The organism is Aquabacterium sp. (genome assembly GCF_030652515.1).
GTDB lineage: Bacteria > Pseudomonadota > Gammaproteobacteria > Burkholderiales > Burkholderiaceae_C > Aquabacterium.
This window is the reverse complement of sequence record NZ_JAUSAR010000073.1, coordinates 74,199-100,426: the sequence shown is the minus strand read 5'-3', so window position 1 is coordinate 100,426 and position 26,228 is coordinate 74,199. Positions and strand designations below refer to the sequence as shown.

General features: G+C 64.5%; 25 protein-coding genes. 13 read left to right on the top strand and 12 right to left on the bottom strand.

Features of this window, described 5'->3' with window-relative positions; translation table 11 throughout:
- Positions 1-23 precede the first annotated feature (23 nt).
- From Q7V20_RS09420 to flgB, 3 genes are read right to left on the bottom strand one after another with little or no spacing between them, the layout of a single operon-like run.
- Positions 24-704 carry a flagellar hook assembly protein FlgD gene (locus Q7V20_RS09420; protein ID WP_304789727.1) on the bottom strand — a complete coding sequence of 227 codons (681 nt, stop codon included), beginning with the start codon at positions 702-704 and terminating at the stop codon, positions 24-26.
- Positions 705-722: 18 nt separating this feature from the next.
- Complete coding sequence (gene flgC, locus Q7V20_RS09415) at positions 723-1,133, bottom strand: flagellar basal body rod protein FlgC (protein ID WP_304789724.1); 411 nt, start codon at positions 1,131-1,133, stop codon at positions 723-725.
- Positions 1,134-1,148: 15 nt separating this feature from the next.
- Positions 1,149-1,586: a flagellar basal body rod protein FlgB gene (flgB, locus tag Q7V20_RS09410; RefSeq protein ID WP_304789721.1), complete on the bottom strand. Its 438-nt coding sequence runs from the start codon at positions 1,584-1,586 to the stop codon at positions 1,149-1,151.
- Between the two features lie 163 nt (positions 1,587-1,749).
- Here flgB and flgA point away from each other — a divergent pair, with 163 nt between their 5' ends.
- The 3 genes from flgA (at position 1,750) to Q7V20_RS09395 (ending at position 3,414) form a co-directional block, all read left to right on the top strand.
- Entirely contained in the window at positions 1,750-2,583 is an 834-nt protein-coding gene (gene flgA / locus Q7V20_RS09405) for a flagellar basal body P-ring formation chaperone FlgA (RefSeq protein ID WP_304789717.1), read from the top strand.
- A 130-nt stretch (positions 2,584-2,713) separates the two neighbouring features.
- Positions 2,714-3,016 (top strand): flagellar biosynthesis anti-sigma factor FlgM, encoded by a 303-nt coding sequence (gene flgM, locus Q7V20_RS09400; RefSeq protein WP_304789715.1) that lies wholly within the window; start codon positions 2,714-2,716, stop codon positions 3,014-3,016.
- 17 nt (positions 3,017-3,033) lie between these two features.
- Positions 3,034-3,414, top strand: coding sequence for a hypothetical protein (locus Q7V20_RS09395; protein ID WP_304789712.1), 381 nt, complete (start codon positions 3,034-3,036; stop codon positions 3,412-3,414).
- 18 nt (positions 3,415-3,432) lie between these two features.
- Here the strand turns inward: Q7V20_RS09395 and recJ are convergent, their stop codons facing one another.
- Both recJ and Q7V20_RS09385 read right to left on the bottom strand, forming a co-directional pair.
- Positions 3,433-5,154 carry a single-stranded-DNA-specific exonuclease RecJ gene (gene recJ, locus Q7V20_RS09390; RefSeq protein ID WP_304789709.1) on the bottom strand — a complete coding sequence of 574 codons (1,722 nt, stop codon included), beginning with the start codon at positions 5,152-5,154 and terminating at the stop codon, positions 3,433-3,435.
- Between the two features lie 19 nt (positions 5,155-5,173).
- Positions 5,174-6,175, bottom strand: a complete 1,002-nt coding sequence (locus Q7V20_RS09385) for a hypothetical protein (protein WP_304789707.1) — start codon at positions 6,173-6,175, stop codon at positions 5,174-5,176.
- A gap of 34 nt (positions 6,176-6,209) precedes the next feature.
- Here Q7V20_RS09385 and Q7V20_RS09380 point away from each other — a divergent pair, with 34 nt between their 5' ends.
- The 5 genes from Q7V20_RS09380 (at position 6,210) to Q7V20_RS09360 (ending at position 13,278) form a co-directional block, all read left to right on the top strand.
- A complete protein-coding gene (locus Q7V20_RS09380; protein ID WP_304789704.1) occupies positions 6,210-7,463 on the top strand; it encodes a lipoprotein-releasing ABC transporter permease subunit in 1,254 nt (417 codons plus the stop codon).
- A gap of 4 nt (positions 7,464-7,467) precedes the next feature.
- Positions 7,468-8,151 (top strand): lipoprotein-releasing ABC transporter ATP-binding protein LolD, encoded by a 684-nt coding sequence (gene lolD / locus Q7V20_RS09375; RefSeq protein ID WP_370652433.1) that lies wholly within the window; start codon positions 7,468-7,470, stop codon positions 8,149-8,151.
- A gap of 34 nt (positions 8,152-8,185) precedes the next feature.
- Positions 8,186-10,126, top strand: coding sequence for an LTA synthase family protein (locus tag Q7V20_RS09370; RefSeq protein ID WP_304789698.1), 1,941 nt, complete (start codon positions 8,186-8,188; stop codon positions 10,124-10,126).
- 7 nt (positions 10,127-10,133) lie between these two features.
- On the top strand, positions 10,134-10,979 hold the full coding sequence (locus Q7V20_RS09365) for a TatD family hydrolase (RefSeq protein ID WP_304789693.1): 846 nt from the start codon (positions 10,134-10,136) through the stop codon (positions 10,977-10,979).
- A 73-nt stretch (positions 10,980-11,052) separates the two neighbouring features.
- Positions 11,053-13,278: a helicase-related protein gene (locus Q7V20_RS09360; RefSeq protein WP_304789690.1), complete on the top strand. Its 2,226-nt coding sequence runs from the start codon at positions 11,053-11,055 to the stop codon at positions 13,276-13,278.
- A gap of 18 nt (positions 13,279-13,296) precedes the next feature.
- Here Q7V20_RS09360 and Q7V20_RS09355 read toward each other — a convergent pair whose 3' ends face one another.
- Positions 13,297-14,232 (bottom strand): lipase secretion chaperone, encoded by a 936-nt coding sequence (locus tag Q7V20_RS09355; RefSeq protein WP_304789680.1) that lies wholly within the window; start codon positions 14,230-14,232, stop codon positions 13,297-13,299.
- Between the two features lie 73 nt (positions 14,233-14,305).
- On the bottom strand, positions 14,306-15,256 hold the full coding sequence (locus tag Q7V20_RS09350) for a triacylglycerol lipase (protein ID WP_304789677.1): 951 nt from the start codon (positions 15,254-15,256) through the stop codon (positions 14,306-14,308).
- Between the two features lie 207 nt (positions 15,257-15,463).
- Here Q7V20_RS09350 and Q7V20_RS09345 point away from each other — a divergent pair, with 207 nt between their 5' ends.
- Entirely contained in the window at positions 15,464-16,711 is a 1,248-nt protein-coding gene (locus Q7V20_RS09345) for a DEAD/DEAH box helicase (RefSeq protein WP_304789674.1), read from the top strand.
- Positions 16,712-16,718: 7 nt separating this feature from the next.
- Here the strand turns inward: Q7V20_RS09345 and gshA are convergent, their stop codons facing one another.
- Positions 16,719-18,257 carry a glutamate--cysteine ligase gene (gene gshA / locus Q7V20_RS09340; protein WP_304789671.1) on the bottom strand — a complete coding sequence of 513 codons (1,539 nt, stop codon included), beginning with the start codon at positions 18,255-18,257 and terminating at the stop codon, positions 16,719-16,721.
- 193 nt (positions 18,258-18,450) lie between these two features.
- Between gshA and Q7V20_RS09335 the strand changes: the two genes are divergently transcribed.
- Entirely contained in the window at positions 18,451-19,143 is a 693-nt protein-coding gene (locus Q7V20_RS09335) for a hypothetical protein (RefSeq protein ID WP_304789669.1), read from the top strand.
- A 57-nt stretch (positions 19,144-19,200) separates the two neighbouring features.
- Positions 19,201-19,965, top strand: coding sequence for an SDR family NAD(P)-dependent oxidoreductase (locus tag Q7V20_RS09330; protein ID WP_304789666.1), 765 nt, complete (start codon positions 19,201-19,203; stop codon positions 19,963-19,965).
- 10 nt (positions 19,966-19,975) lie between these two features.
- Here the strand turns inward: Q7V20_RS09330 and Q7V20_RS09325 are convergent, their stop codons facing one another.
- Genes Q7V20_RS09325 through Q7V20_RS09310 form a run of 4 tightly spaced genes read right to left on the bottom strand, consistent with a single transcriptional unit; the run spans position 19,976 to position 23,336 of the window.
- Positions 19,976-20,590, bottom strand: coding sequence for a hypothetical protein (locus tag Q7V20_RS09325; protein WP_304789663.1), 615 nt, complete (start codon positions 20,588-20,590; stop codon positions 19,976-19,978).
- A gap of 30 nt (positions 20,591-20,620) precedes the next feature.
- Entirely contained in the window at positions 20,621-21,181 is a 561-nt protein-coding gene (locus Q7V20_RS09320; RefSeq protein ID WP_304789660.1) for an MOSC domain-containing protein, read from the bottom strand.
- Positions 21,178-21,723, bottom strand: coding sequence for a DNA-deoxyinosine glycosylase (locus Q7V20_RS09315; protein WP_304789657.1), 546 nt, complete (start codon positions 21,721-21,723; stop codon positions 21,178-21,180). The genes Q7V20_RS09320 and Q7V20_RS09315 overlap by 4 nt, the downstream gene beginning before the upstream one ends.
- An 8-nt stretch (positions 21,724-21,731) precedes the next feature.
- Positions 21,732-23,336, bottom strand: coding sequence for a carboxylesterase/lipase family protein (locus Q7V20_RS09310; protein WP_304789655.1), 1,605 nt, complete (start codon positions 23,334-23,336; stop codon positions 21,732-21,734).
- 231 nt (positions 23,337-23,567) lie between these two features.
- Between Q7V20_RS09310 and Q7V20_RS09305 the strand changes: the two genes are divergently transcribed.
- On the top strand, positions 23,568-24,242 hold the full coding sequence (locus Q7V20_RS09305; protein ID WP_304789652.1) for a spermidine synthase: 675 nt from the start codon (positions 23,568-23,570) through the stop codon (positions 24,240-24,242).
- On the top strand, positions 24,239-26,047 hold the full coding sequence (locus Q7V20_RS09300; protein ID WP_304789649.1) for a GspE/PulE family protein: 1,809 nt from the start codon (positions 24,239-24,241) through the stop codon (positions 26,045-26,047). The genes Q7V20_RS09305 and Q7V20_RS09300 overlap by 4 nt, the downstream gene beginning before the upstream one ends.
- Positions 26,048-26,228 lie beyond the last annotated feature (181 nt).

The window sequence follows — 26,228 nt, the reverse complement described above, 5'->3', positions numbered from 1 at the left end:
CTTTCAGGGTACTGCTTGAAAAATTAAACGACGACTTTGATCTTGCTGTAGGCCGTGCTGCCGCTGTTGCGCAGCTCCAGGTTCAAAGTGCCGTTGCTGTTGCTGATGGCATCGACCTGATCGTTCATGAGGCTGGTGTGGCTGACGTCGGTGCTGCCATTTTTGGCGGACACCTTGAAGGTCAGACCTTCACTGGACATGGTGCTGGGCACCGTCCACTGGAAGCTGTGCAGGCCTGCGGTCTGTGAGCCTTGGCTGATGGTGTCGACCACCTTGCCCGCGGCGTTGATCACATCGATGTTGACGGTGGCCGCGCTGCCACTCAAGTCGAAAGCGCCCGCTGCGATCGTGCTGCTGGTGCCATCTTCGGCCTTGACCGTGCCTGCGACCAGTTGATTGCCTTCGACCAGCACCTGGTGGCCCACCAGGCTGGCGCCTTGCAGCAATTGCATCTGGCTGAAGCCATCGGTCACGCCACCCATGGTGGTGTTGAGCTTTTCAATGCCGGTCACCGTGCTGATCTGGGCCATCTGGCTGGTGACCTGCGCGTTGTCCATCGGGTTGAGCGGATCCTGGTTCTGCATCTGCGTGACCAGCAGCTTCAGGAAGCGGTCCGAGGCCTCCGTCGTCTTGTCGCTGGTGGCGGCCTTGGCGCCGTTGATCTTGTCGAGAACGGAGTTGCCGGTTGACGATACTGTGCTCATGTCATGTCCTCAGGTAAATCAGGTGCCTTGACCGAGTTGCAGCGTTTTCAGCAGCAGGCTCTTGGCGGTGTTCATCACTTCGATGTTGTTCTGGTACGAGCGCGAAGCGGAGATCATGTTGACCATCTCTTCCACCGCGTTCACGTTGCTGTAGGTCACGTAACCCTCGGCATCGGCCTGCGGGTGTTTGGGGTCGAGCACCTTGCGGCCGGGGGTGTTGTCTTCGGTGATGTTGCTCACCGTGACGCCAGCGGTGCCCACCTCGCCCATGGGCGTGGTGGTGAACACGACCTGGCGGGCCTTGTAGGGCGCGCGGTCGGGGCCGGCCACCGTGTCGGCGTTGGCCAGATTCGAGGCCACGACGTTGAGGCGCTGGGACTGCGCGCTGACCGCGCTGCCCGAGACGTTGAAGATGCTGAACATGGACATGGTGGTTTACTCCGGTCACTGGCCAGTGATGGCCGTGTTGAGCGTCTTGACCTGGCCGTTGATGAAGCGCAGGGTGGCTTCATAGCGCACCGTGTTGTCGGCAAAGCTGGCGCGCTCGCGGTCCATGTCGACGGTGTTGCTGTCCAGGTTGGTTTGCGCGGGCGTGGCGTAGTTCATGTCGGCCTGCTGTTTGCTGCCAGCGGGCACACCGCCGCGGCCCAGGTGCCCTGCGCTGGCGGTGGCCAGTTGAAGCTTGCCCGGGGCCAGTGACGACTGGCCCTGCGAGGCCTGCCCGGTGGCATTGCGCAGCGCACTGGCGAAGTCGAAGTCCCGAGCCTGGTAGTTCGGGGTGTCGGCATTCGCGATGTTGCTGGCGATCAGGCGCTGGCGTTCTGAGCGCAACGCCAGGGCATCAGCCTGGAAGTTAAGGGTGTCGGTCAATCTGTTCAGCATGGCAAGCCCTCCGGCCTGTGAGCGCTTTGCCAGGAACAACGGGATTTGGCGCAGCTTGTAGGGGATGGTGAACTGGTGGTGCCGAAACATGAGCCGGAATAAGCGGCCTTTCGGGCCTCATTTCAGACTTCCTCGCGCGCTGGGGCTCCGTACATTGGCAGGCATGGACACGAAGCCCCAAAACCCCTCATCGACCAGCCCGTCGGCCTCTGTGCCGGGTTTGCTGCATGACCTGGGTTTCGAGCCTTTCCAAATTTGGGCTGCCTTGCTGAGCGCCCTGGTGTGGTTGCTGTTGTGTGGTGGCGCGGTGCTGCTGTCGCCCTCGGCCCATGCGCAAACCGCACCGGCGGGTGAATCGGGTGTGCTACAGGCGTACGTGCAAACCTTGTTGCACGACCAGGCCTTGCCTCAAGCGGACAGTTCCAAGAAAAGCGCGCCCTGGCGCGTTGAAGTCGTTCTGGGTCAACTGAATCCGCGCATCAAGCTGGCGCCTTGCGACAAGGTCAAGGCCTATGTGCCTGCGGGCATGCGCTTGTGGGGCAACACCCGCGTGGGCTTGCGTTGCGAGCAAGGCGCCGTCCGCTGGAATGTGTACTGGCCCGTGTCCGTGAAGGTCTGGGGCCAAGCATTGGTGGCCGTGGGCACCGTGCGCCCAGGCGCGCCTTTGACGGTGGAAGATTTGCGCATGGCGGAAGTTGACCTGGCCTCGCATGCCTCGCCTGCGGTGCTGCGTGTAGAAGACGTCGTGGGCCGTACCGTGGTGCGCCAGCTGTCAGCCGGACAAAGCCTGCGTCAGGAAGATGTGAAGGTCCGCCGCTGGTTTGCCGCCGGTGATCCGGTGCGTTTGACAGTCAAGGGCCGTGGATTTTCGGTCGGATCCGAAGGCACCGCGCTGACGGCGGGTGACGAAGGCCAATGCGCCAAGATCCGGCTTGAGGGAGGTCGCGTGGTCTGCGGGGAGCCCGTGGGTGCCCGGCAGGTGGAGATCTTGTTGTGAAATTCGAGCAATTTGCAGCCTCACCCCCCTGGATTGCGGGGGTTTTGGCCTTTGGCGTTAAAGTCGGTGGCGGCCGGGTCGATATCCCGGATGTGACCACTCGGTTCACACCGAGAGTAAGGAGTACATCATGAAAATCGGCAACCCTTCAGACAAAGCTGTCAACGGCACCAGTGCCAAGACAGAAGCCATCGCCAGTACCAAGACGACCGGTAAAACGGCCAGCCTGGATGGCGGCGTGAGTGAAAGCGCCAAGGTAACACTGTCCAACGCGGCATCCAACCTCTTATCGGGGGCGGATCCCACTTTCGATGCCAACAAAGTCTCGCAAGTGAAGCAATCGATCGACGACGGGTCCTACAAAGTGGACCCCGAAGCGATCGCGGACAAGTTGATCGCCAATTCGCGCGAACTGCTCGAACGTCAGCACTGATCGAGGCTCGTTCGATCATGGCCGCTGTTTTGCAATCGCCCGTGCTGGATCTGACGCCCCACATTGCCGCCATCGAGGCGCAATTGGGGGTGTTGGACGAAGCATTGGTGTCGCAAGACGCCCAGGCGATCGAGTCCTGCAGCCAGGACTTGCACCGTTCATTGGCCGAGGCCATGGCGGCTTTTCGCCATGCGGGGCCTGATTCTTTGACGCCGACATTGCGTCATCAACTGCTGCTGGCGCAAGCACGCGTCATGGGGCAGCAATCCACCGTCAGGCGCGCGGCGCATTCCATTGAGCGCACCTTGAGCATGCTTTTGCCTCAAGAAGCCTCGGCGACCTATTCGGCGCTGGCGCCCAAATCCGGCCAGATGGCTGTGAACGCCTACCGCGCCTGAGCTTTCGATCGCTCGCCGTCAGGCGTCCGCCAAACCTTCCACCATGATCTGAACGCGCTGGCGCCCCTGGTATTCGTCCAGGCCGATGCGAAACGCCAAATGTGCCTTGTCGGGCAGCGGTTCCGTGCGCCCGAACCAGATGCCATCGCGCACCTGGCCCTGCACCCGCAAGCTCAGCTTCATGTGGCGCGTGCCGACCAGGCGTTGGCTGATCACCTCGACCGCGTCGCTGAACACGGGCGCATCAAAGCCCGGCCCCCACACGGTTTGCTCCAGCGCTGATGCCGTCTCTGGCGTGAACCACTGCGTGTCCAAAGGGCCGTCGCTGCTGATCTGGCGGGCCAGCAGGCTGGGGTCCAGGCCTTCGTGGGCGACCAGCATGATGGCCTGCTCGAAGGTGTCGAAATCCTCTTCCAGGATGGTGCAGCCGGCCGCCATGGCGTGGCCACCGAACTTTTTCAGCAAACCCGGGTGGCGCTTGCTCACCAGGTCCAGCGCATCGCGCAAATGAAAGCCGGGGATCGATCGCCCGGAGCCTTTGAGCAGGCCGTCCTGGCCCAAGGCGAACACAAAGGTGGGGCGGTGCTGGCGGTCTTTCAGGCGCGAAGCCACGATGCCCACCACGCCTTCATGGAACTCGGGATCGAAGATGGCGATGGCCGGGGGCGGCTCGTCCTCGGGCATCAGTGATTCAAGCAGCGCTTCGGCCTGCTCGCGCATGCCGGTTTCCAGCTCGCGGCGTTCGCGGTTGATGGCGTCCAGTTGCTGCGCCAGCTCCTGCGCGCGGCCCACGTCGTCGGTCAGCAGGCATTCAATGCCCAGGCCCATCTCGGCCAGGCGGCCGGCGGCGTTCACGCGGGGGCCCAGTGCGAAACCGAAGTCCTGGCTGGAGGCTTTGGCCGCGTCTCGTCCGGCTGCGGTGAACAAGGCGGCGATGCCCGGCTGCATGCGGCCCGAGCGGATGCGTTTGAGCCCGAGGCTGACCAGGCGCCGGTTGTTGGCGTCCAGGCGCCCCACGTCGGCCACGGTGCCCAGGGCCACCAGGTCCAGCAGGCTGTCGATGCGGGGCTGGTTGGCCGCGTCAAACGCGCCGCGCTGGCGGCGTTCGGCGCGCAGGGCCAGCAGCACGTAGAACATCACGCCCACGCCCACCAGTGCCTTGCTGGCAAAGGGGCAGTCGGGCTGGTTAGGGTTCACGATCACGTCAGCCAAGGGCAGGCTGACCTGGCCATCGGCATTGACCACGGGCAAGTGGTGGTCGGTGATGACCACCTGGATGCCCAGGGCATGGGCGCGGTCCACCGCTTCATGGCTGGCCATGCCGTTGTCCACGGTCATCAGCACCTTGGCTTGCTTGGCGTGCACCATCTCCACGATGGGCGGGGTGAGGCCATAGCCGTGCAGGGCCCGGTCGGGCACCACGAAGCTGACCTGGTCAGGCTGGGCGCCCAGCATCTTCAGGCCGCGCAGGCCCACGGCGCAGGCGGTGGCGCCGTCGCAGTCGTAGTCGGCCACGATGCAGATGTGCTGGTTCTGCTCGATGGCGTCGGCCAGCAGGCGGGCGGCTTCCAGCGCGCCTTTCAGCTCGCTGGGTGGCAGCAATTTGGCGGGGGCATCGTCCAGTTCGTCGACGTGGCGCACGCCGCGCGATGCGAACAGGCGCGCCAGCAGCGGGTGCACGCCCGCTTGTTCAAGCGCCCAGGTGGTGCGGGCGGGGACGTCTCTGGCGGTGATTTTCATGGGGCGGGGTGGGGCCAGTTCAAAGGGTGGCGAGCAAGGCGGAAGGCTGGGCGGCGGGGCGGCCCAGCCAGCGCTGGGCGCTGCTGAGCAGGCGCTGGGAGAAAGAGGGGGCAGGGGGCGCGCTGAGGGTGATGGCGCTGCGCTCGCCGCACAGTGTCAGCTGGACGTGGTGACCAGCGTCCAGCGCGCCACAGGCGGCTTTCAACACGGTGCCATCCAGCGTTTGCCATGTGGCGATCCAGTCGGCCAGGTTGCTGGCCAGCAAGGGCGCGCGCAAATCGGTCACCAGTTGCGTGCCTTGGGGCAGGGCGAGCGTGGGCTGGCTGGGCAGTTGCCCGGTGCCGCTCAGCCAAAAAGAGTTGACGGTCAATTGCCCAGACGCCTCGCGGGGCTCATTGAGCGGGTGCTCGTACATCAACATCTGCACTTCGTTCTGCAGACGCTTGATCAGGCGGGCCTGGGGGTGGTCGGGCATCCACACATCGGGATTTCGACCAATGACCCGGTCCAACGAGGCAGTGGGCAGGCTGGCCAGCGAGGGGTGGGCGGCGTACCAGCGGGTCGGGGTGGCGTAGACCAGGGTCCAGCCTTCTTCTTCGAACCAGGGGCGCAGAACCTCCAGGAAGGCACGGGCCTCCACCTCGGTCAGGCGCAACTCGTCGGGGTCGAGCAGGGTCAGGGTTTCGCGGCCCATCAGCCAGTGGCAGGGGCTCAGGAGGCCCCAGGCCTGGCCTTCTTCGGTCGCGACGCCATGACTCTGTGCCTGCCAGGCGGCCCAGGGCAGGGTACCGTCGGCCAGGTCGCTCCAACCCAAAGATGGCGCCAGAACGCGCTCGTGGGGCATGGACAGGGCGTATTCGTCGCCATCCAGGCGCCTGGATTGGCTCAACCGACCCAGCAATTGGTGCAGGTACGGCATCTGTTGCGCGTCATCCAGCCGGGGCAGGGCCTGCTGGCAGGGGTCGGACAGGCTGGCCGCAAAAGGCAGGATCAAATGCTGGGAGGGAATCGAGGCGGGCATCCGGGGATTATCAAGTGAGTACACTTCGCGCACCATGAACCTTCCCTATGAATGGCGAGTTGGTTGGCGCTACACCCGCGCCGGCCGAGGTGCCCGCCGCAATGGCTTTATCTCTTTCATCTCGGGTGTGTCCGTCCTGGGCATTGCCCTGGGGGTGGCGGCGCTCATCATCGTTTTGTCGGTGATGAACGGCTTCCAGAAGGAAGTGCGCGATCGCATGCTGTCCGTGATCGCCCACGTCGAGATCTACGACGCGCATGGCGGATCGCTGGACGACTGGCGGGCGCTGGCCGCCCGGGCCCGCCAGAATCCAAAGGTGATCGGGGCGGCGCCTTTCGTGCCCGCCCAGGCCTTGATCGCGCGGGGCGAGAACATGCGCGGCGCCATGGTGCGCGGCATCGTGCCCGAGGAAGAAATCTCGGTGACGCCCTTGGCGGCGCAGATGAAGTCCACCATGCAATTGCTGACGCCTGGCGCTTGGGGCGTGGTGATTGGCGCTGAACTGGCCAACAGCATGGATGTGCGCGTGGGCGACCCCATCACCCTGGTGGCGCCCAGTGGCCAGGTCACCCCTGCGGGCGTGGTGCCGCGCATCAAGCAGGTCACCGTGGTGGGCACCTTCAGTGCAGGCCACTATGAGTACGACAACGGCCTGGTGCTGATGCACGCCGACGATGCCGCCAAGCTCTTTCGCACGGGCGGCCTCACGGCGGTGCAGCTCAAGCTGAAGGATGCGCAGGACGCGCGCTTGGTGGCTGGCGAGTTGGCCGTGTCGCTGGGCAGCGATGTCGTGGTCAATGACTGGACGCGCACCAACCGCAACTGGTTTGAGGCCGTGCAGGTTGAAAAACGCATGATGTTCATCATCCTGACCCTGATCGTGGCCGTGGCCGCCTTCAACCTGGTCTCGACCCTGGTGATGACGGTGACCGACAAGCAGGCCGACATCGCCATCCTGCGCACCCTGGGCGCCACACCGGGTTCCATCATGGGCATCTTCATGGTGCAAGGCGCGCTGTCGGGCATCCTGGGCACTTTGGGCGGCCTGGGCCTGGGCCTGTTGGTGGCTTTCAATGTGGGCGCCATCGTGCAGTTCATCGAGCACCTGCTGGGTGTGCATTTTCTGCCCAGCAGCATCTACCTGATCAGCCGCATGCCCAGCGATCCGCAGTCGGCCGACATCGTGCCTGTGGCCGTGATTTCGCTGGTGCTGTCTTTCCTGGCCACGATCTACCCCAGCTGGCGCGCCAGCCGAGTCCAGCCCGCCGAGGCTTTGCGTTATGAATGAGCCCATGTTGTCGCCAGACTTGATCCTGCACGCGCAGGGCCTGACCAAACGCTTCACCGAAGGCCCGCTGGACGTGACCGTGCTGCAAGGCGTGGACCTGACCATCTCGCGCGGCGAGATCCTGTCCATCGTGGGCGCTTCGGGGTCGGGCAAGAGCACGCTGCTGCATTTGCTGGGCGGGTTGGAAGCACCCACCTCAGGGCGTGTGCAACTGATGGGCCGCGATTTCTCGCAGCTCAACGCGGCAGAGCAGGGCGGCTGGCGCAACCAGCACCTGGGTTTCATCTACCAGTTCCACCACTTGCTGCCCGAGTTCTCGGCCGTGGACAACGTGGCCATGCCGCTGTTGATTCGGCGCCTGTCGGTGCCCGAGGCGCGCAAGCAGGCCATGGCCATGTTGGCGCGTGTGGGCTTGTCGTCGCGCGCCGAGCACCGTCCTTCGGAGTTGTCGGGTGGTGAGCGCCAACGCGTGGCCGTGGCCCGGGCGCTGGTCAGCCAGCCCGCTTGCGTGCTGGCTGATGAGCCGACCGGCAACTTGGATCGCGGCACCGCCGATGGCGTTTTCGATCTCATGCTGCAAGTGGCCAAAGAACAAGGCACGGCCTTCGTCATGGTCACCCACGACGACAGCCTGGCGCACCGCTGCGACCGCTATTTGCGCCTGGTGCAGGGCCGTCTGGCGGCCTGAAATCACACGACACTCCTCTCAAAGAATTTCGCACATGCTTCACTCCAGGCCTTCCATGCTGGCGCCTGCCAGATTGCCTTTGCTCGTCATGCTGGTCTGGGTGGGGGTGTTCACGGCGCTGCGCTTGGGCCTGGCTTTGTTGGTGGGCACGGCCTCTGTACCCTTGACGCTGTGGCCCGGCATCTTTGCCAAGGGCCTGATGTTCGACCTGGCCGTGGCCGCCATCGCCGCGGCGCCCGTCTTCGCCTATGAAGCGATGCTGCCAAACCGCTGGCGCCATCAGGCCTGGCACCGGGTGTTGCGCACCGTGTGGTTGTGGTTTGCCCTGCTGCTGATGCTGTTCGGGGCGGCCTCCGAGGTGACGTTCTGGATCGAGTTTTCCACGCGCTTCAACTTCATCGCGGTGGATTACCTGATCTACACCCAGGAGGTGATTGGCAACATCCGCCAGTCCTACCCCATCCCCGCGATCGTGCTGGGCCTGGCGGCGCTGTCGGCACTGTTGACGCTGTTCCTGCGTCGGCCCTTGAGGCTTGTCAACGAGCAGACGCTGTCGTGGCGGCAGCGCGCGGTGCTGTGGGTGGCCGCCGTTGCGTTGCCTGCCGCCAGCTTGCTGCTGACCAATGTTGACCAGATGCAAGGTTTGGGCAATGCGTATGCCGACGAGTTGTCGGGCAACGGCCTGTTCACGCTGGCCGCGGCCATGCGCCGCAATGAGCTGGACTACGACAAGTTCTACCGCACCATGCCGCAAGACCAGGCCGATGCCATCCTGAAGGCCATGGACGTGGAGCGCCAACCTTTGAGCGAGGCCATTCACCCGCCAGCGGGAGAAGACCCGGCCGACGATCCCTTGCCCTTCAAGCGTCGGCCCAAGAACGTGGTGCTGATCTCGGTCGAAAGCCTGTCGGCCGAGTTCATGGACACCTACGGATCGACCAAGCACCTCATGCCCCGGTTGGATGCCTTGGCGCGCGAGGGCATGATGTTCGAGCACGTGTACGCCACCGGCACCCGCACCGTGCGGGGCCTGGAGTCTTTGTCACTGGGCACGCCACCCGTGCCGGGCCAAGCCATCGTGCGCCGACCCAACAACGAACACCTGGCCACCCTGGGCGAGATCCTCAAGCCGCAAGGCGTGAACTCGTTCTTCTTCTACGGCGGCTATGGCTACTTTGACAACATGAACGCCTATTTCGATGCCAACGGCTACAAGGTGGTCGACCGCACCGACATCCCCAAGGCCTCCGTGGTGTTCGAGAACGTCTGGGGCGTGGCCGACGAAGTGCTCTTCGGCCATGCGGCCAAGACCTTGACGGCCGAATCGGCCAGTGGCAAGCCCTTCTTCGCCCACATCATGACCACGTCCAACCACCGGCCCTACACCTACCCGGATGGCCGCATCGACATCAAGTCGCCCGGTGGCCGAGATGGCGCGGTCAAGTACACCGACTACGCCATCGGCAAGTTCATCGACGATGCACGCAGCCAGCCCTGGTTCAAGGACACGCTGTTCATCATCATCGCCGACCACTGTGCTTCGGTGGCGGGCAAGAGCAAACTGCCCGTCGCGGGGTACCACATCCCGCTGATTTTTTATGCGCCCGACATGGTCGAGCCGAGTGTTTACAAGTCAACCGTGAGCCAGCTCGACCTGGCTCCCACGATCGTGGAGATGATGGGCTACAGCGGTGATGACCACTTCTTCGGGCGGCCGTTTTTCGAGACCGACGAGAACCCGAACCGGGCTTTCATCAGCAACTACCAGGAGCTGGGCTATCTGCGCGACGACGTGTTGACGGTGTTGATGCCCAAGCGCAAAGTGCTGGCGTACAAGGTGGATCCCATCACCTTGGCGACCACGCCGACCGAGGTCAATGAGCGCCTGATGAACGAGGCGATTGCCTATTACCAGACGGCCTCGCGGGCGTTCAAGGAGGGTGCCTTGAAGATGGAGCCTGCGAAGACGCACTAGCCAAGCCATGTGGATCGACACCCATTGCCACCTTGATGCCCCCGAGTTCGACCGCGACCGACAAGCCGTGATCGAGCGTGCATCTCAAGCGGGCGTGGGGATGATCGTGGTCCCGGCCGTCATGCCCTCCACCTTCGAAACTGCCCGCCAGGCCGCCTTGCAATGCCAGGGCACCTACGCCCTCGGCATCCACCCCTTGTTCGCCAGACAAGCCGGTGATGATGCCATCGACCAATTGCGCGCCGCCCTGCAACAGCACCACGCCGACCCGCGCCTGGTGGCCATCGGCGAGATCGGCCTGGACCACTTCGTCGAAAGCCTGAAAGACCCGGCCAGCAACGCCTTGCAGGACCGCGTCTATGCCGCGCAACTGGCGCTGGCCGTCGAGTTTGAACTGCCCGTGATCGTGCACGTGCGCCGCAGCGCCGACGGCCTGCTCAAGCACCTGCGGCGCCTGAAGCAACAAGGCAAGGCGATACAAGGCGGCATCGCGCACGCCTTCAACGGCAGCGCTCAACAAGCGCAGGCCTTCATCGACCTGGGCTTCAAGCTGGGCTTCGGCGGTGCCATGACCTTTGACCGCGCTCTGCAAATCCGGCGCCTGGCCGCCGACCTGCCCGCTGATGCCATCGTGCTGGAAACCGACGCGCCCGACATCCCGCCCCACTGGCTGTACGTGCTCGAACAAGACCGGGCCAAAGGCGTCACCAGCCGCAACGAACCGGCCGAATTACCCCGCATCGCGCAGACCCTGGCCGCCCTGCGCGGCTGGTCGCTGGACCAGACCCGCGACCTCACCACGGCCAACGCCCTCCAGGCCTTGCCGCGCCTGAAACCGCTGTTTCGCGCCTGAGCGGACAATACCCGCTTCTCCTGGCGACCTTGCCACCCTCTTTTCCCCTTGACCGGGGACACGCACCGCCTCCATGTCCGTCACCTCGCCCGATCCCCGCAGCCTGCCCATTCCCCGCCACGCGAGCCGTGTGCCCCCGCACCTGAACGCCGAACAAATTGGCCGCATCCGGCAGGCCGCCTACAACTTGCCCCAGGTGGTCAAGCCGGCCGATTTCATCCCTGAGAACACGCCTGATTTCGAGGGCTACCTGGATGGCCGGGGCCTGATCCTGCTGCAAAAAGCCGTGGCCGGTGCGCGGCCCAGCCGCTGGATCGCGCCCGAGTTGATGGACCTCGCCCTGCGGCACCTGGACGCCATCGGTGGCGGCCGCGAAGTGCGCACCCTCATGCAGGACCGGGGCACGGCGCTGGAGTCGCTCGGGTTGTTTCGGCGCGGCCAGGATTGGGACCGACTGATCAGCCAGACCTTGCCGGTGCCTGATCAAGGTTGGAAGGTGGTGGTGTCCTTCAAGGTGCCCATCGATGCCGAGCCGGTCTGGGACTTTTACCGAACCGGCGACAAGCCAGCCCTGATCAAGCGCCTGGGCACGCCCCCGGCCTACGCGCATGCCGACGAACTGCTGGCCCACCTGCAAGCCCTGCTAGCCCGTGCCAAGGTGAGCAACCCGCGCCAGATGGCCTCGCTGCTGCCACGCCTGCAAGCCGAGTGCGGCACGCCTCAGTCATTCGACCACCTGAAGGCCGCCTGCACCCGCGCCCTGGAGCGCTGGGAGCACCACGAGGCCGAACTCGACACCCTGGACGACCTGAACGACCAACTGGCCTTCGATGGCTACCCCGACACCTTCCAGAAAGCCCGTCAGCTGCAGCGCAAGGTGACCCTGTACGTGGGGCCACCCAACAGCGGCAAGACCCACGCGGCCTTCGAGCGCCTGGCCAAAGCCAGCAAGGGTGCTTACCTGGCGCCTTTGCGTTTGCTGGCCCTGGAAGGCCGCGATCGACTGCAAGGGCGTGGCGTGGCCTGCTCGCTGCTGACCGGTGAAGAAAGCGTGCCGGCCGAAGGCGCCGCCGTGGTGTCCAGCACCATCGAAATGGTGGGCACCAACGAGCCCATTGAAGTCGCCGTCATCGACGAAGCTCAGATGATCTTCGACGCCTTCCGTGGCTGGGCCTGGACCCAGGCCATCGTGGCCGTGCCCGCCGATGAAGTCATCATCATCTGTTCGGCCTACGCCGTGCCCGCCATCCAGAACCTGCTGCGCCTGTGCGGCGAGGACTGCGAGGTCAAGCACTTCGAGCGCAAACAGCATGTGCAACTGCTGCCTGCGCCCCTGTCCATCAACGCGCTGAAAAAGGGCGACGCCGTGGTGGCTTTCAGCCGCCGCGAAGTGTTGATGCTGCGCGACCAGATCGCCGCCAATGGCAAGACCGTGTCGGTGATCTACGGCGCCTTGCCGCCCGAAGTGCGCCGCCGCGAAGCCGAGCGCTTCGCGCAGGGTGAATCGCATGTGCTGGTGGCCACCGATGCCATCGGCATGGGCCTGAACCTGCCGATCCGGCGTGTGCTGTTCAGCACCATGGTCAAGTACGACGGCCAGACCGACCGGCCACTCACCGTGTCCGAGGTGCACCAGATCGCCGGGCGGGCGGGGCGCTTTGGCATGCACGACGAAGGTTTTGTCGGCGTGCTCAAGGAGGCCGAACCCACGGCCTTGCGCATGCTGCGCGAGCTGCTGCCCAAGCAACCCAAGGCACCGATTGATTTCAAGGCCCCCGTGGCCCCCAACTGGTGGCACGTGGAGACCATCGCCACGCGCCTGAAGAAAGACCGCCTGCGCGACGTGCTGGGCATTTTCATGGAGCAACTGGAGCTGGATGACGCCCACTTCGCCGTGGCCGAGCTGGAACAGATGCTGGACCTGGCCGCCCAGCTGGATGGCAGCGCCGGCAAGCTGTCATTGCGCGAGCGCTTCATCTATGCCCAGGCGCCGGTGGACACCCGCACTGAATCCCAGGTGCAGGAGTTCCTGAACTGGACGCATTACCACGCGCTCACCGGCGAGGCGGGCAGCCCCTGGTTCCTGGAGGACGTGGACGAGCACAGCCGCCTGGAGCGCATGGAGCAAGCCCTGCGCTCTTGCACCCTGTGGCTGTGGCTGGACCTGCGCTTTCCCAACGTCTACGGCCACCTGGACCGTGTGGTGGATTTGCGCGGCCGCCTCAACGATGGCATTGAACGCCACCTCAAGGGCAAGAAGCCGCTTTGGCAGACGCGGGGTCGTCCGCGTCGGCCTTGATGGCGAGGGGCATGAGGCTCAGATGCGCAGCAGGGCCTGCACGCGCATTTGCTCGTCGGGTGCGAAGTTGGACTTCACATAGCTGACGATCTCGGCCTTGCGTTGTGCGTCCGACAGGTTGGCCGCTTTTTGCAAACGCTCCCATTCGCGCTGGGCGCCACTCAGGCGCAACTCCCATTGCGCCCATTCCTCGTCGGCCCTGGCCAGCCGATCGGCCGCGGCCTCGCCATAGCGGGCCACGCGTTCAGCGCGCACGGCCGCAGGATCCTTGCCAGGCGCCATCTGGGGCACGGGCTCACCCGGATCGGGCGGTGGTGCTTGCCCTGATTCCAACTGGGCGTAGTAGTCCGAGAAGTGCTTCTCGTCTTCCTTGAAGAAGGCCTCTGCCCAGGGTGCACCCAGCACCTGACGCCGCACGGAGCGCTGCTCTTCGAACACGGGCATCCAGGTGGCGCGGTCGGACTGGACGAACTTGTTGCGCCAGTCGTGAGTGCGAACCTGCCAGTACTTGTCCCAGACGGCCATGATCTCGCCGGCCAGCTGGGCACCATTCGCACGCTGGGCTTCGTCCTGGATCAGGCCGCGAATTTCTTCGATGGTGACCTCGCCCAGGCCCAGCACGTAGTACTCGAAACGGCTGCGCAGCTCGCCACAAGGTTTGAGCTTTTGATCGGCCACACACCAGCTGCCCGCAGCCTCGGTGCCCGCGAACGAGCCTTCCTTGAACAAGCGTCGGCGCACCTCTTCGGGCGAGCGCGCTGTCGGTGCGGGTTTGGCCGTTCCCAGGCCAAAGGCGCGACCCGCATCGGCGATTCGCCAGGTGCTTTCACCTTCGGCGTGCGATGGCGGTGAGCCGTTTTCTGGCGTCGCGGCGCCTGGCTGCCAAAGCAGCCAGGCCGCACCGGCCACTGCGGCCGCGGCCATGCCCGCGACCCAAGCTTTGCGTGTTTGCATGAGGCATTCCCCGCTGAATTGAAAAAGGGCCAACTTCGATTGAAATTGGCCCCCTGCGCGAATCCGGGGGAATTTACAGGGCCAGGGCCTTCAGGCGGCTGGCTTGCTGCTTGTAGAAGGCGACAGGATCAGGATCACCCTTGCCGATGGTGCCCAGGACTTGGTTGATTTCGTCCAGGTGGTTCCAGTGGTAGTCGTCCTTGATGACCTTGCCCCAGTGGCTGGAGCAGCGGCCGACCAGACCGTCATTGGGCTCACCCTTGAAGTAGTTACCCGTGTAGGACAGGATGGCGTCGGAGATGTCCCAGCCGTTCGTCTTGACGGCGGTGCCGGAGATCGAGTACCAACGGATGCTGTTGCCATTGACGCTGGCCACTTCAGGGCCTTGGCCGCAATCGCTGGTGGGGGCACCTGCGGGGAACTTGCTGTTGAAGGCTGCAGCACCAGGGGCGCTCAGGGCGCCGAGGGCGGTCAGCAGGTCGGCTTGCTTGTAGGTGCCGTTGCCGGTCAGCCAGCCGATCAGTTGCAAGCCACCGGTGGCGACCTTGTCGAAGGTGCCGTCAGGCGTGGTGCCGGCCAGGATGTCGTCAGCGACCTTGCTGCCGAAGTGGGTGCCGGCGACTGTGGTCACGCTGGCGACCATGGAAGGCACCGTGCCCGCTGCGTAGCGAACAGTGGGGCCGCCGTGGCTGTGGCCAATCAGGTTGAACTTCTTGACGCCGTCAGCGGCGGCCCATTGCTGGAGCTGCCTCACCAGCTCTTCGCCACGGAATTCGGTGGTTTGCGAAGGGTTCACCGAGGCCACGTAGACAGTGGCGCCGTCTTTGCGCAGGCTGTTGGGGATGTTGTAGAAGTACTGGATGCCCAGGATGTTGTCAAAACCGATGAAGCCGTGCACCAGCACCAGGGGGTACTTGGTCTTGGAGCCAGTGGTGGCGGCCTGGGCAGCGGGGGCGGCGATCATGGCGGCGCCAGCAACTGCAACGGCGGTGCAAACGGCACGCATGGAGAAAATCGATGTCATGGCCTGGTTCCTTAGGTCGTTATTGATTGGGTAATCCGTGTGATGAATGTCTCGCGGAACGATGAACGTGCCTCGGGTGGTAACCCTTGAATCCGAGGGTTGTCCCACCCCGAGACAATGGGGGGCGGGCATAAGAGGTGTCAAACGCGGTCAAGCCCGTCTTGCTCGGGTAACCTCGGCGTATTCCTGCAATCGGCGTCGCCATTCATGTCATTCGAGTCATTGGGTTTGTCCCCAGCCCTGCTTCGCGCCACCAGCGAACGGGCCTACCTTGAGCCCACGGCCATCCAGGCCCAAGCCATTCCCGCTGCGCTGCGTGGGATGGATGTGCTGGGTTGCGCGCAAACCGGCTCGGGCAAAACGGCGGCGTTTGCCCTGCCCATCCTGCAGCGCCTGGCGGACACACGCCGTGACCGCCCCCGCCGCGTTCACGCCTTGATCCTGGTGCCGACCCGCGAGTTGGCCGCCCAGGTGGGCGACACCTTCCGCCACCTGGCGCAGTACCTGCCCGAGCCTTTGAAGATCGCGGTGCTGTTCGGCGGCGTTTCCATCAATCCGCAAATGATGGGTTTGCGCGGCGGGGCCGACATCGTGGTGGCCACGCCCGGGCGCTTGCTGGACCTGGTCGAACACAACGCGCTCAGGCTGGGTGATGTCCAGACCCTGGTGCTGGACGAGGCCGACCGCCTGCTGGACCTGGGCTTTGCCGACGAGTTGGCGCGCGTGCTGGAAGAGCTGCCTGCGCGGCGTCAGAACCTGTTTTTCTCAGCGACATTCCCGCCTGCGGTTCAGGGCTTGGCCGATCATTTGTTGCGCGACCCGGTCCGCATCGAAGTCGAGGCCGAGCCTGAAACACAACCCGACATCCTGCAGCGTGCCATCGAGGTTGACACGGCCAAACGCACCCCCTTGCTGCGCCACCTGATCAAAGAGCAGGGCTGGACGCGGGTGCTGGTGTTCGTGGCCACCAAGTACGCCACCGAGCTGGTGACTCACAAGCTGAGCTTGGCGGGCATCCACGCACAGGCCTTCCATGGCGAGCTCAGCCAGGGCGCGCGCACCCAGGTCTTGTCCGACTTCAAGGCTTCGCGGCTGCAGGTGGTCGTGGCCACCGATGTGGCGGCGCGTGGCATTGACGTGGCGCGTTTGCCCGCGGTGGTGAACTACGATCTGCCGCGCTCGGCGGTGGATTACACGCACCGGATTGGCCGCACCGGCCGGGCTGGTCAAAGTGGCGTGGCCATCAGTTTCATCACGCCCGATGCCGAGGCGCATTTCAGGTTGATTGAAAAGCGCCAGGGCCTGCGTGTGCCCCGCGAGCAAATCCCTGGCTTTGAGCCGGTTGAAGTGGCCGCGCCCGTGGCCGATGTCAACGGTGGCATCAAAGGCAAGCGGCCCAGCAAGAAAGACAAGCTGCGCGCGGCTGCGGCGCGTGGCGGCTCATCGTCCACCTGAAGACGCGTCAGTCTTTCCGCGCGGTGCCCAGGCGTTTGGTGGCCAGGTACTCGCGCCGGTAGATCTCGAAGGGCATGGTGTCTGCCGCTTCGATGCGGGCTTGCTCCTGGATCGACTCCCGCGCCATGTGCTCGAAATGGGCTTGCTGCTCGGCATCCCAAGGGGCGTCCAACAAGGTCTTTTGGGTTTGCGCCGAGCGCTCGCGCACAAAGTCGACGTAGACCTTGTCATGCTGCTGCGTCAAGGCGGCCAGCACGCGGGCCGAGGGCAGCGTCTCGGGGTGGTTCAGCGCGTGCAGGGCCGACTGCCAGGCTTGCAGGTGGCTGGTGCCGCCTTGAGCCGCGTCCAGCGCCTGGGCGATGGGCTCACACTGATGGATGATCTCGCGTGCCCAATCGGTCAGCACCACCTCTTGCCCTTGGCGCTCCAGCATCAAGCCAGGTTCGCGGCCGCGCGATGCGGTGCGGTGCTGGTTGCGCGCCAGTTCGGCGATTTCGGCAGGCGTGTCCGGTGGACTGTCCAGCAGCAGGCAATGCAGCAGGAAGGTGTCCAGGAACCGGGCCGTGCTGTCGTCGATGCCGACGGGCAGGAAGGGGTTGAGGTCCATGCAGCGCACCTCCACGTACTCGACGCCGCGCTCGCGCAGCGCATGCAGCGGCCGCTCGCCCGGAAAGATCACGCGCTTGGGCCGGATGGTGCCGTAGAACTCGTTCTCGATCTGCAGCAAGGTGGTGGACAGCTGGCGGTAGTCGCCCTCCGGGCCCTGGATGCCGATGGTTTGATAAGGCGGGTAGCTGCGCGTGAGTGCGTCCTGCAACGAGGTGCCGTAGCCCTCCAGCCCGTTGTAGCTGACCGAGAGCGAGGATTGCGCATCGCTCTGGTAACCCAGCCGACCCATGCGCAGCGAGGTGGCGTAGGGCAGGTACAGCGTGCGGTCGCTCAAGGTGTCCAGGCCATGCGCCTGGCCCGCCACAAAGCTGGGGCAGACGGCGGGTGAAGCACCAAACAGCAGCAACAACAAAAAGGACTGGCGCCGAAAGTTGCGGATCAGCGAGAAGTAGTCCTCGTTGGACATGCCGGGCAGCGACCAGTTGTAGTGGATGCCCGAGATGGTCTGCATGCGCGGGCCATAACGGTTGGCCAGCCCGATGCGGTAGACGCTTTTGGCCTGGCCCACGTTCGACGTGCCATAGCGGCCAATGGGGATGTCCTGGTCGGTGGGCAGGATGCTGGGCATGCTGCTGACCCACAACTGCTCGTCGCCAGCTTGTGCCAGTGAGCGGTAGACGAACTGGTGGATCTGCGTCAGCTCCGCGATGGCCGCCTGCACACTGCGGTGGGCGCCGGTGACCAGTTCGATCTGCGATTCGCTGAAATCGGTGGTGATGCTGGGGTTGGCCAGGGCCGAGCCCAGGGCGGCTGGGTGGGGCGTCAAGGCCAGGTGGCCATCGGGGTGCACGCGCAGGCTTTCTTTCTCGATGCCTCGGCGGATGCCTTTCAATCGCTCGGGCGAGAGCGTGCGCAAGCGTTCATCAAAACTGGTCACGCTCGGGTCTCCTGAATCGTGTTGGACGCGAAGGTACCAGAGTTGGCCAAACCCTGCTGGCGATGCGCTCGCGGCATGAGGTTCTGCCTGAATTTTCTGGTAAAGCCGCCAAAAGTCGCGTACTTTACGGTGTCGGTCAACCCATTTCGATCCATAGTTGTAGAAGCATGGCCGACCTGCCTTTCGAACACCAATGTGCCTCATCATCAAGAAGCCCGCCGGGCGCACGATTTGCGCTGATTTCCTGAAGAACGCCTGGGAACGCAATTTCCACGGCTGGGGTGGTTTCTTCGTCCAGAACGGCGAAGTCGTCTGGGCGCGCGGCCTGGCGTTTGAAGAGTTGCTTGAGTACAACCGCCGCCTGCCGGCCCATGTCGAGGCCTGCATTCACCTGCGCAAGGCCACCTATGGCGAGGTGAACCATGAGATGGCCCACCCCTACACCGTCAGGCCCGGCCTGATGTTGATGCACAACGGCAGCATTGCCCACCTGGCCCCCCAAAATCCCGCTTTCAGCGACACGTCCGAGTTGGCGCGCCTGCTGGGCGATTTGCTGAAAGGCTTGTCGGACGAGCAGGCCCGCGACTTGATCCGCACCCAGGCTTTTGCCCGCTTGACGGGGCCCCTGATCGAGGGATCGATGGTGGTGCTGATGGACCAGAACGGCGTGGTGCGCCTGGGCCGCGATTGGCACACCGTCCAGAGTTGCGAATGGACCGGGGCCATGACGGGCATCGAGGTCTCCAATTCGCACACCTGGGGCGAAAAGGCCCGGGCGCTGTCGCAGCAGGCGCGGCGCGGTTCCTTGCAGGGGCTGGTCCATGCCCTGCAGGTGCGCCTGGCCCTGGCTTTCCGGGTCATTGGGCGGGCCACTTCCGGCCGCTGACCGCCTGGCATAAGATCTTCTGCTGGCCGCGCGTGGCGGCCTTCAGGAGGGATCCCCTTGAGCAAAAAAGTCTGTGTCGTGACCGGTTCGTCGTCGGGCATTGGCGCGTCCACCGCGCGCTTGTATGCCAGCCGTGGCTGGGACGTGGTCGTCAATTTCTCGCGCGATCCGGCACCGGCTGAAGCGGTGGCGGCAGAATGCCGCGCGCTGGGCGCCGAGGTGCTGGTCGTCAAGGCCGATGTGGCGGTCAATGAAGACTGCGTGCGCCTGGCCGCCGAGGTCCAGGCCCGCTTTGGCCGGGCCGATGTGCTGGTTAACAACGCGGGCACCACCAAGTTCGTGGGCCTGAAAGACCTGGATGGGCTGGAGGCGGAAGACTTTCACCGCATCTACAGCGTCAACGTGGTTGGCGCCTATCAAATGATCCGGGCCCTGGCGCCTTTGTTGAAGCAGAACCCGGGCGCGGGCATCGTCAACATCTCGTCGGTGGCTTCCATGATGGGCGTGGGTTCGTCCATCGCCTACATGGCATCCAAGGGCGCGTTGAACGCGATGACGGTGGGCCTGGCACGTGCCTTGGGCCCGGAGATCCGGGTCAATGCCGTCGCCCCGGGGCTGGTTGAAACCCCTTGGTTGCAAAACGGTTTGGGCGAGGCGCGCTATGCCGCGTCGGTGCAGGGCTACAAGGCGCGTGCGGCCCTGGAAAGCGTGCTCAGCCCCGAGGACGTGGCCGACGCCGCGTGGTGGCTGGGCGCAGGCGCGGCCAAGACCACGGGCGAGGTGCTGTTGGTGGATGCGGGCCTGCGGATCACCAAGGCTTGAGCTTGGCCCATCAATCCACATCGACCCACACGAATTGGCGGGTCGCGTCCTTGGGTTCGTTCAGCGTGCTTTGAGGGTTGGTGGTGAACACCAGCTTGTCGCCCTGGGCTTTGTGTCTGTCGCCAACGGTCCGTTTGAAGCTGGTGGTGCAACCGCTTTCATTTTCGGTGAAGGTGCCCGCCACGGAGTCGGTGCGCGCGGTCACATCCTGGGTGAGTTGCCCGCAATAGCTGGCGAATTTGGCGGCGAAGGAGTTCTGGGGCCTCACGGTGAATTGCTCGACGTCGGCGCCAGTGGCGCTGCCGCGGTTGCCTCCGCCGTAGCACATGTGCAGGCTGATCCGTTTGATTTTCGTGCCGCCCAGCCAGATGCTGACCACTTCAGCCAGCTTCTTGGCGCTCAGGTTGTTGTTGCCGATGGAGGTGGATTGCGGGTCGCCATGGCCCACGATGACCAGGCGGAAATCTGCCCCCACGCCGCTCAGGGCGCCGCCCGGAGATTGCGTGCTGCTGCCCGAGTAGGGCCCCCACGATGCCGTGGTGTTGCCGGGCTTGTTGGCAATGTGCTTGGCCGTGGTCTCAAGGTCACCATCCAGGTACTTCACGATCTGTGCTGCGTAAGGCATGGTCCCCTCCCCGGGGTTGAACTGGTGGACTCAAATCCTGCCATGTTGGGCGCGGCAGGTGATGAAATCCCCTACACGCATCACCCCTTCAGCGATCACGCGCGCGTTCATGCCGCCATGCCCCCGCATCGCGTTGTAGCCACCGGGGCCGAGCAATGCCTCCATCCGCGAGCAAGGCTCGCACGGGCCGGTGATTTCCAGCACGACCTCGTGGCCGATGCACAGCACCATAGGCTCGTTCTTGAACAGTGCACGGGCGGCCAGCAGGTTCAGGCCCGAGACCACCAGGTTGCGCCTGAGCAGTGCGGGGTCAACTTGGGCCATGCGCATGAAGGCGGCGATCACCGGGAGGTGCTCGGCCTGGATCAAGGTGACCTGGCGTTTGCCACCACCGCCAGCGGCCGATGGTTTGCGCGCCGAGGCGCGGTCGCCCTCCAGACCTCGGTTCATCAGCACCTGAACGCTGTCAACGTGCACCGTGGGCGCGCGCCGCTCGGGCCGCAGGATGATGCTTTCCAGCCGACCTGGTTGCGGGAACTGCTGGACCAGATGGTGCAGGTCGCTGGGGTCGTTCGGGCTGGGTGAGGTCACGGGGCTGAATCCTTGAGGAGGCCGAACGCTTCAAACACCTCGCGCCAGGCCGCCAGCTTGCGCTCGAACGACCAGGATGCATTGGCCGGGCTGGTCGATGGCAGCTTGACGACCGGGAGCCCCAAAGCCTGGCTGATGCGCATGTGCCTGGCAGATTCGCCACCGTTGTGCGCGATGCCCTGCAAGCCCGGGGCCCATTCACGCAAGAGGTGCAGTTCATTGAGCTGCGCCTGCTCGATGGCGCTGTCCAGGCTGCCTTGCCGCTGGCAATGGGCGTAGACATCCCAAATGCCCAGGCCATGGGCCCGTGCCGCATCCAACCGGCGTTCATAGGGTTGATGGCGCAGGTCGTTGGCACCCGTCAGCCCCCAAAGGCGGGAGAGAATGGGCCAGAACTGATTGCGCGGGTGGGCGTAGTACTGCTGGTGGGCCAGTGAGGCCACGCTGGGAAAGCTCCCCAGCACCACGAGCCGGGTGTTGGCCGCGATGACTGGGGGCAGGCCCTGCAGGGTGGGCAGGGCGGGGGGTGATGAAACGCTCATCACCCGATTTATAGCGCGTTCAGTTTCCTCAAGGCATGCACGGTGGCCCACACACCGCATTGGTGATCGCGCTCGAACTGCCCAAAGCGCGTGGTCGTGACGGCGCCGGGTGCCAGGTCCTGAACCGGTGCGCTGAGCCTGTTGAAGCGGCTCCAGCGCGGCAGGCCCGGGCCGTTGGGATCACCCTTGGCCGCGAAATTGGCCCAGTACTTCACCATCTGGTCGGCCAGGGTTTGCTGCGCAGTGGTGAACACCGGTGAGGGCGTTTCGCCTTGGAAGATGTAGGCCAGCTCGGCCGAGTGGTAGGCGTTCCACGCGAAGTAAGGGTCGGGCGCGGCACCGGGTGCGTTCGGGTCGTTGAACTCGAAGGCGTAGGCTTTGGTGAAGCCAGACAAAGTCCGAACGTCGCTTTGTGAACTGCAGGCGTAGAAGTTGTCGGTCACTGCGGCGGCCAGGGCCTTGTCGAGCGATCCGTACCGGGCGGGCGAGTACAGCACGTCCGTGAACAAAGGGGCCAAGGTGGGCCCCACCATGCCGCGCATGGCCAGGCTGTGGTCCGCGGCCGTCACGCCCCGTTGCTGCCCCAGGTGGAAGGTCAGCGCCACGAACAGGCGGCCCTCGTCGTGGGTGCCGCCAAACATCACGGGCACCTTGTTGATGCGCCCGCTTTGAAGCAGCTTGTCCGCCGCCTCCGGCAGCACCACCCTGTCGATGGCGGGCACCCAAGGCGGCTTGCTGTAGATGATGTCCAGGTTGGGCGGCGTGGCGTTCATCAAGGCCACCGTGCTTTGCTGGCGCATGCAGGCCAGTTGATGGGGGCCGCTGGGGCAGCCCAGGCTTTGGGACAGCACCTCGGACTGGTCATGGATCTCTGCCAGCGGCACGTTGCGCAGCAACACGCAAGGGCCGCTTTGCGAGATGGCCCCGTTGAACAGGCCTGCAGACCCTGGCGACAGCAGGTGCAGGCACGCGCTGTTGCCTCCCGCAGATTGCCCAAAGAGGGTGATGCGACTCGGATCGCCGCCCAGCCGACTGGCGTGCTGCTTGACCCAGCGCAAGGCGGCTTGCTGGTCCTGGATGCCGTAGTTGGCGGCGGCGTTTTCTGCTTGCAAGCCGGGCAGGGCCATGAAGCCGAACACGCCCAGGCGGTAGTTCACCGTCACGACCACCGCATTGGCCTGGCGCGCCAACGGGGCGCCATCATAGTGAGAGCCCGCGCCCAGCACGTAGCCGCCACCATGGAGCCACACCATCACGGGCAGGGGCTGACCAGTGCTGTTGTCAGGCCGGTAAACATTCAGGTAGAGGCAGTCCTCCGTTTCGGAGCGCCCTGAAAAAGCACTGGGCTCTTGCGGGCAGACGTTGGCGAACTGCGTGGCATCGCGCACGCCGGACCAGGCCGCTGGTAGCTGCGGCGCCTTCCAGCGCAGATCGCCCACTGGGGGCGCCGCAAAAGGCAGCCCCAGAAAGCGTGAGACGCCACTGCTGGCGATCCCCCTTGCTTGGCCCTGGTCAGTGTGGAGGATGGGGTCGGCCGCCAGGGCCAAGGTGTTGGCGCCAATGGCCAGCACCAGTGCCGAGATGCTTCGGCCCAGTGTCGATGTCAGTTGCATGAGTGATCCCTTATGACAAAAGTGGACGCAGTCAAACTTGTTTACCCGGTGGCCTTGGTATTCGCGGTCTCCCTAGGTGGCTTTGCACCCCGTGCGACACTGATGGCCACGCTCTTGACTGTTTCTACTTATCGACCTGTGAAGCGCAAACTTAAATTGCCAGAAGCCACGCTGTCGGAATCCCGTGGTGTGAGGTGCCTTCACCTGGATACGCCCTGGATCCAGGGCGCCATGCGCGTCAGCAAACCGCTCAAACTTGAGCTGGAGTACATCCAGCGCATGATGTCCTGGTTGCTTTTGCGCGAGCTGTCCGCCTTGCCTGACACGCGCTGCGTGCAACTGGGCCTGGGCGCGGCGGCCATCACCAAACATTGCCACGCCGTTTTGAGAGTGGCCAGCACCACGGCGGTCGAGATCAACCCGACCGTGATCGGTGTGTGCCGCAACTGGTTCAACCTGCCGGACAACGACGAGCGCCTCAAAGTGGTGCAGCTTGACGCCGCCAAGTACGTGGCCAACGCCGACCACGCCGCCAGCGCCGATGCCCTGTGCGTTGACCTGTACGACCAGGAAGCGGCCAGCCCTGTGCTGGACGACGAGGCCTTTTACCGCGATTGCTGGCGCCTGCTGGACGATGGCGGCGTGATGAGCGTGAACCTGTTTGGCCGCGACGCCAGCTTTGCGGTCAGCTCGGCCCGCATCGCCGCCGCCTTCGGCCCTGGCCGAACTGCCATGCTCAAACCCACCCGCGAAGGCAATACCGTTGTCCTGGCCTGGAAGGGCTTCGACCTGCCAAGCCGAGAAATACTGGCGGAACGGGCCGAAACTTTACAAAACAGATTTGAGCTGCCAGCGGGAAAATGGCTCAAGCTTTTGTCCACTTTCACCCCCCGACCGACGACATGACCACGTCAAGCCCGTCTGCACCTGCCAAGCCTGCCAAAAAGCGCTCCCTCACGCACAAGGGGCCGCTGGACTGGAAATGGCTGTTGGCCTGGTTGACCGAGGACGGCATCATCACCGTCAAGGAAGGCGAGCGCGTGGCCCAGCGTTTTGCGGCGGGCACCAGTGCCCAGCACCCGCTGGTGCGCCTGGGCACCATGGGCTTGAAGCGCGCCGACAACGACCATGTGCTGGAACTGGAAGCCCTGACCGAATGGCTGGCCAAGCACCTGGGCCTGGGCTACCTGCGCATCGATCCCTTGAAAGTGGACGTGGCCCGCGTGTCTGAGGTCATGTCCATCAACTATGCCGAGCGGCGCAAGTGCCTGCCGGTGCAGGTGGGGCTGAACGAAATCACCATCGCCACCAGCGAGCCGCTGGACGTGGCCTGGGTGGACGAGATCCTGTCGCACACCAAGAAGAACGTGCGCCTGGTCGTGTCCAGCCCGCTGGATCTGCAGCGTTACCGCACCGAGTTCTACACCCTGGCCAAATCGGTCCGCGACGCCAACAAGAAGACCGGCGACAGCGTGGCTCACAACTTCGAGCAGTTGGTCGAGCTGGGCAAGACCAACCGCCAACTTGACGCCAATGACCAGGGCATCATCCAGGTCGTTGACTGGCTGTGGCAATACGCTTTTGACCAGCGCGCCTCCGACATCCACCTGGAACCGCGCCGCGAGATGGGCGCCATCCGCTTCCGAATCGACGGCGTGCTGCACACGGTCTACCAAGTGCCGCTGTCGGTGATGCAGGCCATGACGGCGCGGATCAAGCTGCTGGGCCGCATGGACGTTGTTGAAAAGCGCCGGCCGCTGGACGGCCGCATCAAGACCCGCAACCCGGCGGGCGACGAAATCGAAATGCGTTTGTCCACCATGCCCACCGCCTTTGGCGAAAAGCTGGTGATGCGGATTTTTGATCCTGACAACACCGTCAAGTCGCTGGAGGCCCTGGGCTTTGCGCCCAGCGAACAAACGACCTGGGAAGGCCTTGTCTCGCGTCCGCACGGGATCATCCTGGTCACCGGCCCCACGGGCTCGGGCAAGACGACCACGCTGTACTCCACGCTCAAGCGCATTGCCACCGACGATGTCAACGTCTGCACCATTGAAGACCCGATCGAAATGATCGAGGCTTCTTTCAACCAGACGCAGGTGCAGTCCAACATCGACCTGAACTTTGCCGATGGCCTGCGCGCGTTGATGCGTCAGGACCCGGACATCATCATGGTTGGCGAAATCCGCGACCTGGAAACCGCCGAGATGGCCATCCAGGCCGCCTTGACCGGCCACCTGGTGTTCTCGACGCTGCACACCAACGACGCAGTCTCGGCCATCACGCGCCTGACCGACATTGGCGTGGCGCCTTACCTGATCAGCGCCACCGTGATCGGCGTGCTGGCCCAGCGCCTGGTGCGCACTTTGTGCCCCGCGTGCAAGAAGCCCGACGAGGCGTTGGCGCCCGAGACCTTGGCTGCCTCCATCAAGCCTTGGCGCATGAACGGTACCTTGCGTCCTTTTCAGCCTGTGGGGTGCCTGGAGTGCCGCATGACGGGCTTCAAGGGCCGCGTGGGCCTGTACGAACTGCTGCCCATCACCGAGGCTTTGCGTGCGGCCATGAATCCTTCGGTGGACATGGCCAAGCTGCGCCAGGCGGCGGCGCAAGAGGGGCTGCGTCCCTTGCGCTTGTCGGGTGTCATGAAGGTGTCTGAAGGGGTGACCACGCTGGACGAAATTTTGCGCAACACGCCGCAGTGGGAAGGGTGAGCAGGGTTTGGGTTTGACCTGTGGCGTGCTTTGTATGGGCAGCGCGAGGCGGGGATGAGTCAGAGGCGGGCGGGGCTCCTATGGTGGCGGTCCACCGCGTTGCGGCGGACTGCGCTCGGTGCTCGGCCACGACGGGCGGCTGCGGAACTCGCTGGCCGTTGGCCAGCTCAGACAGTCCTCG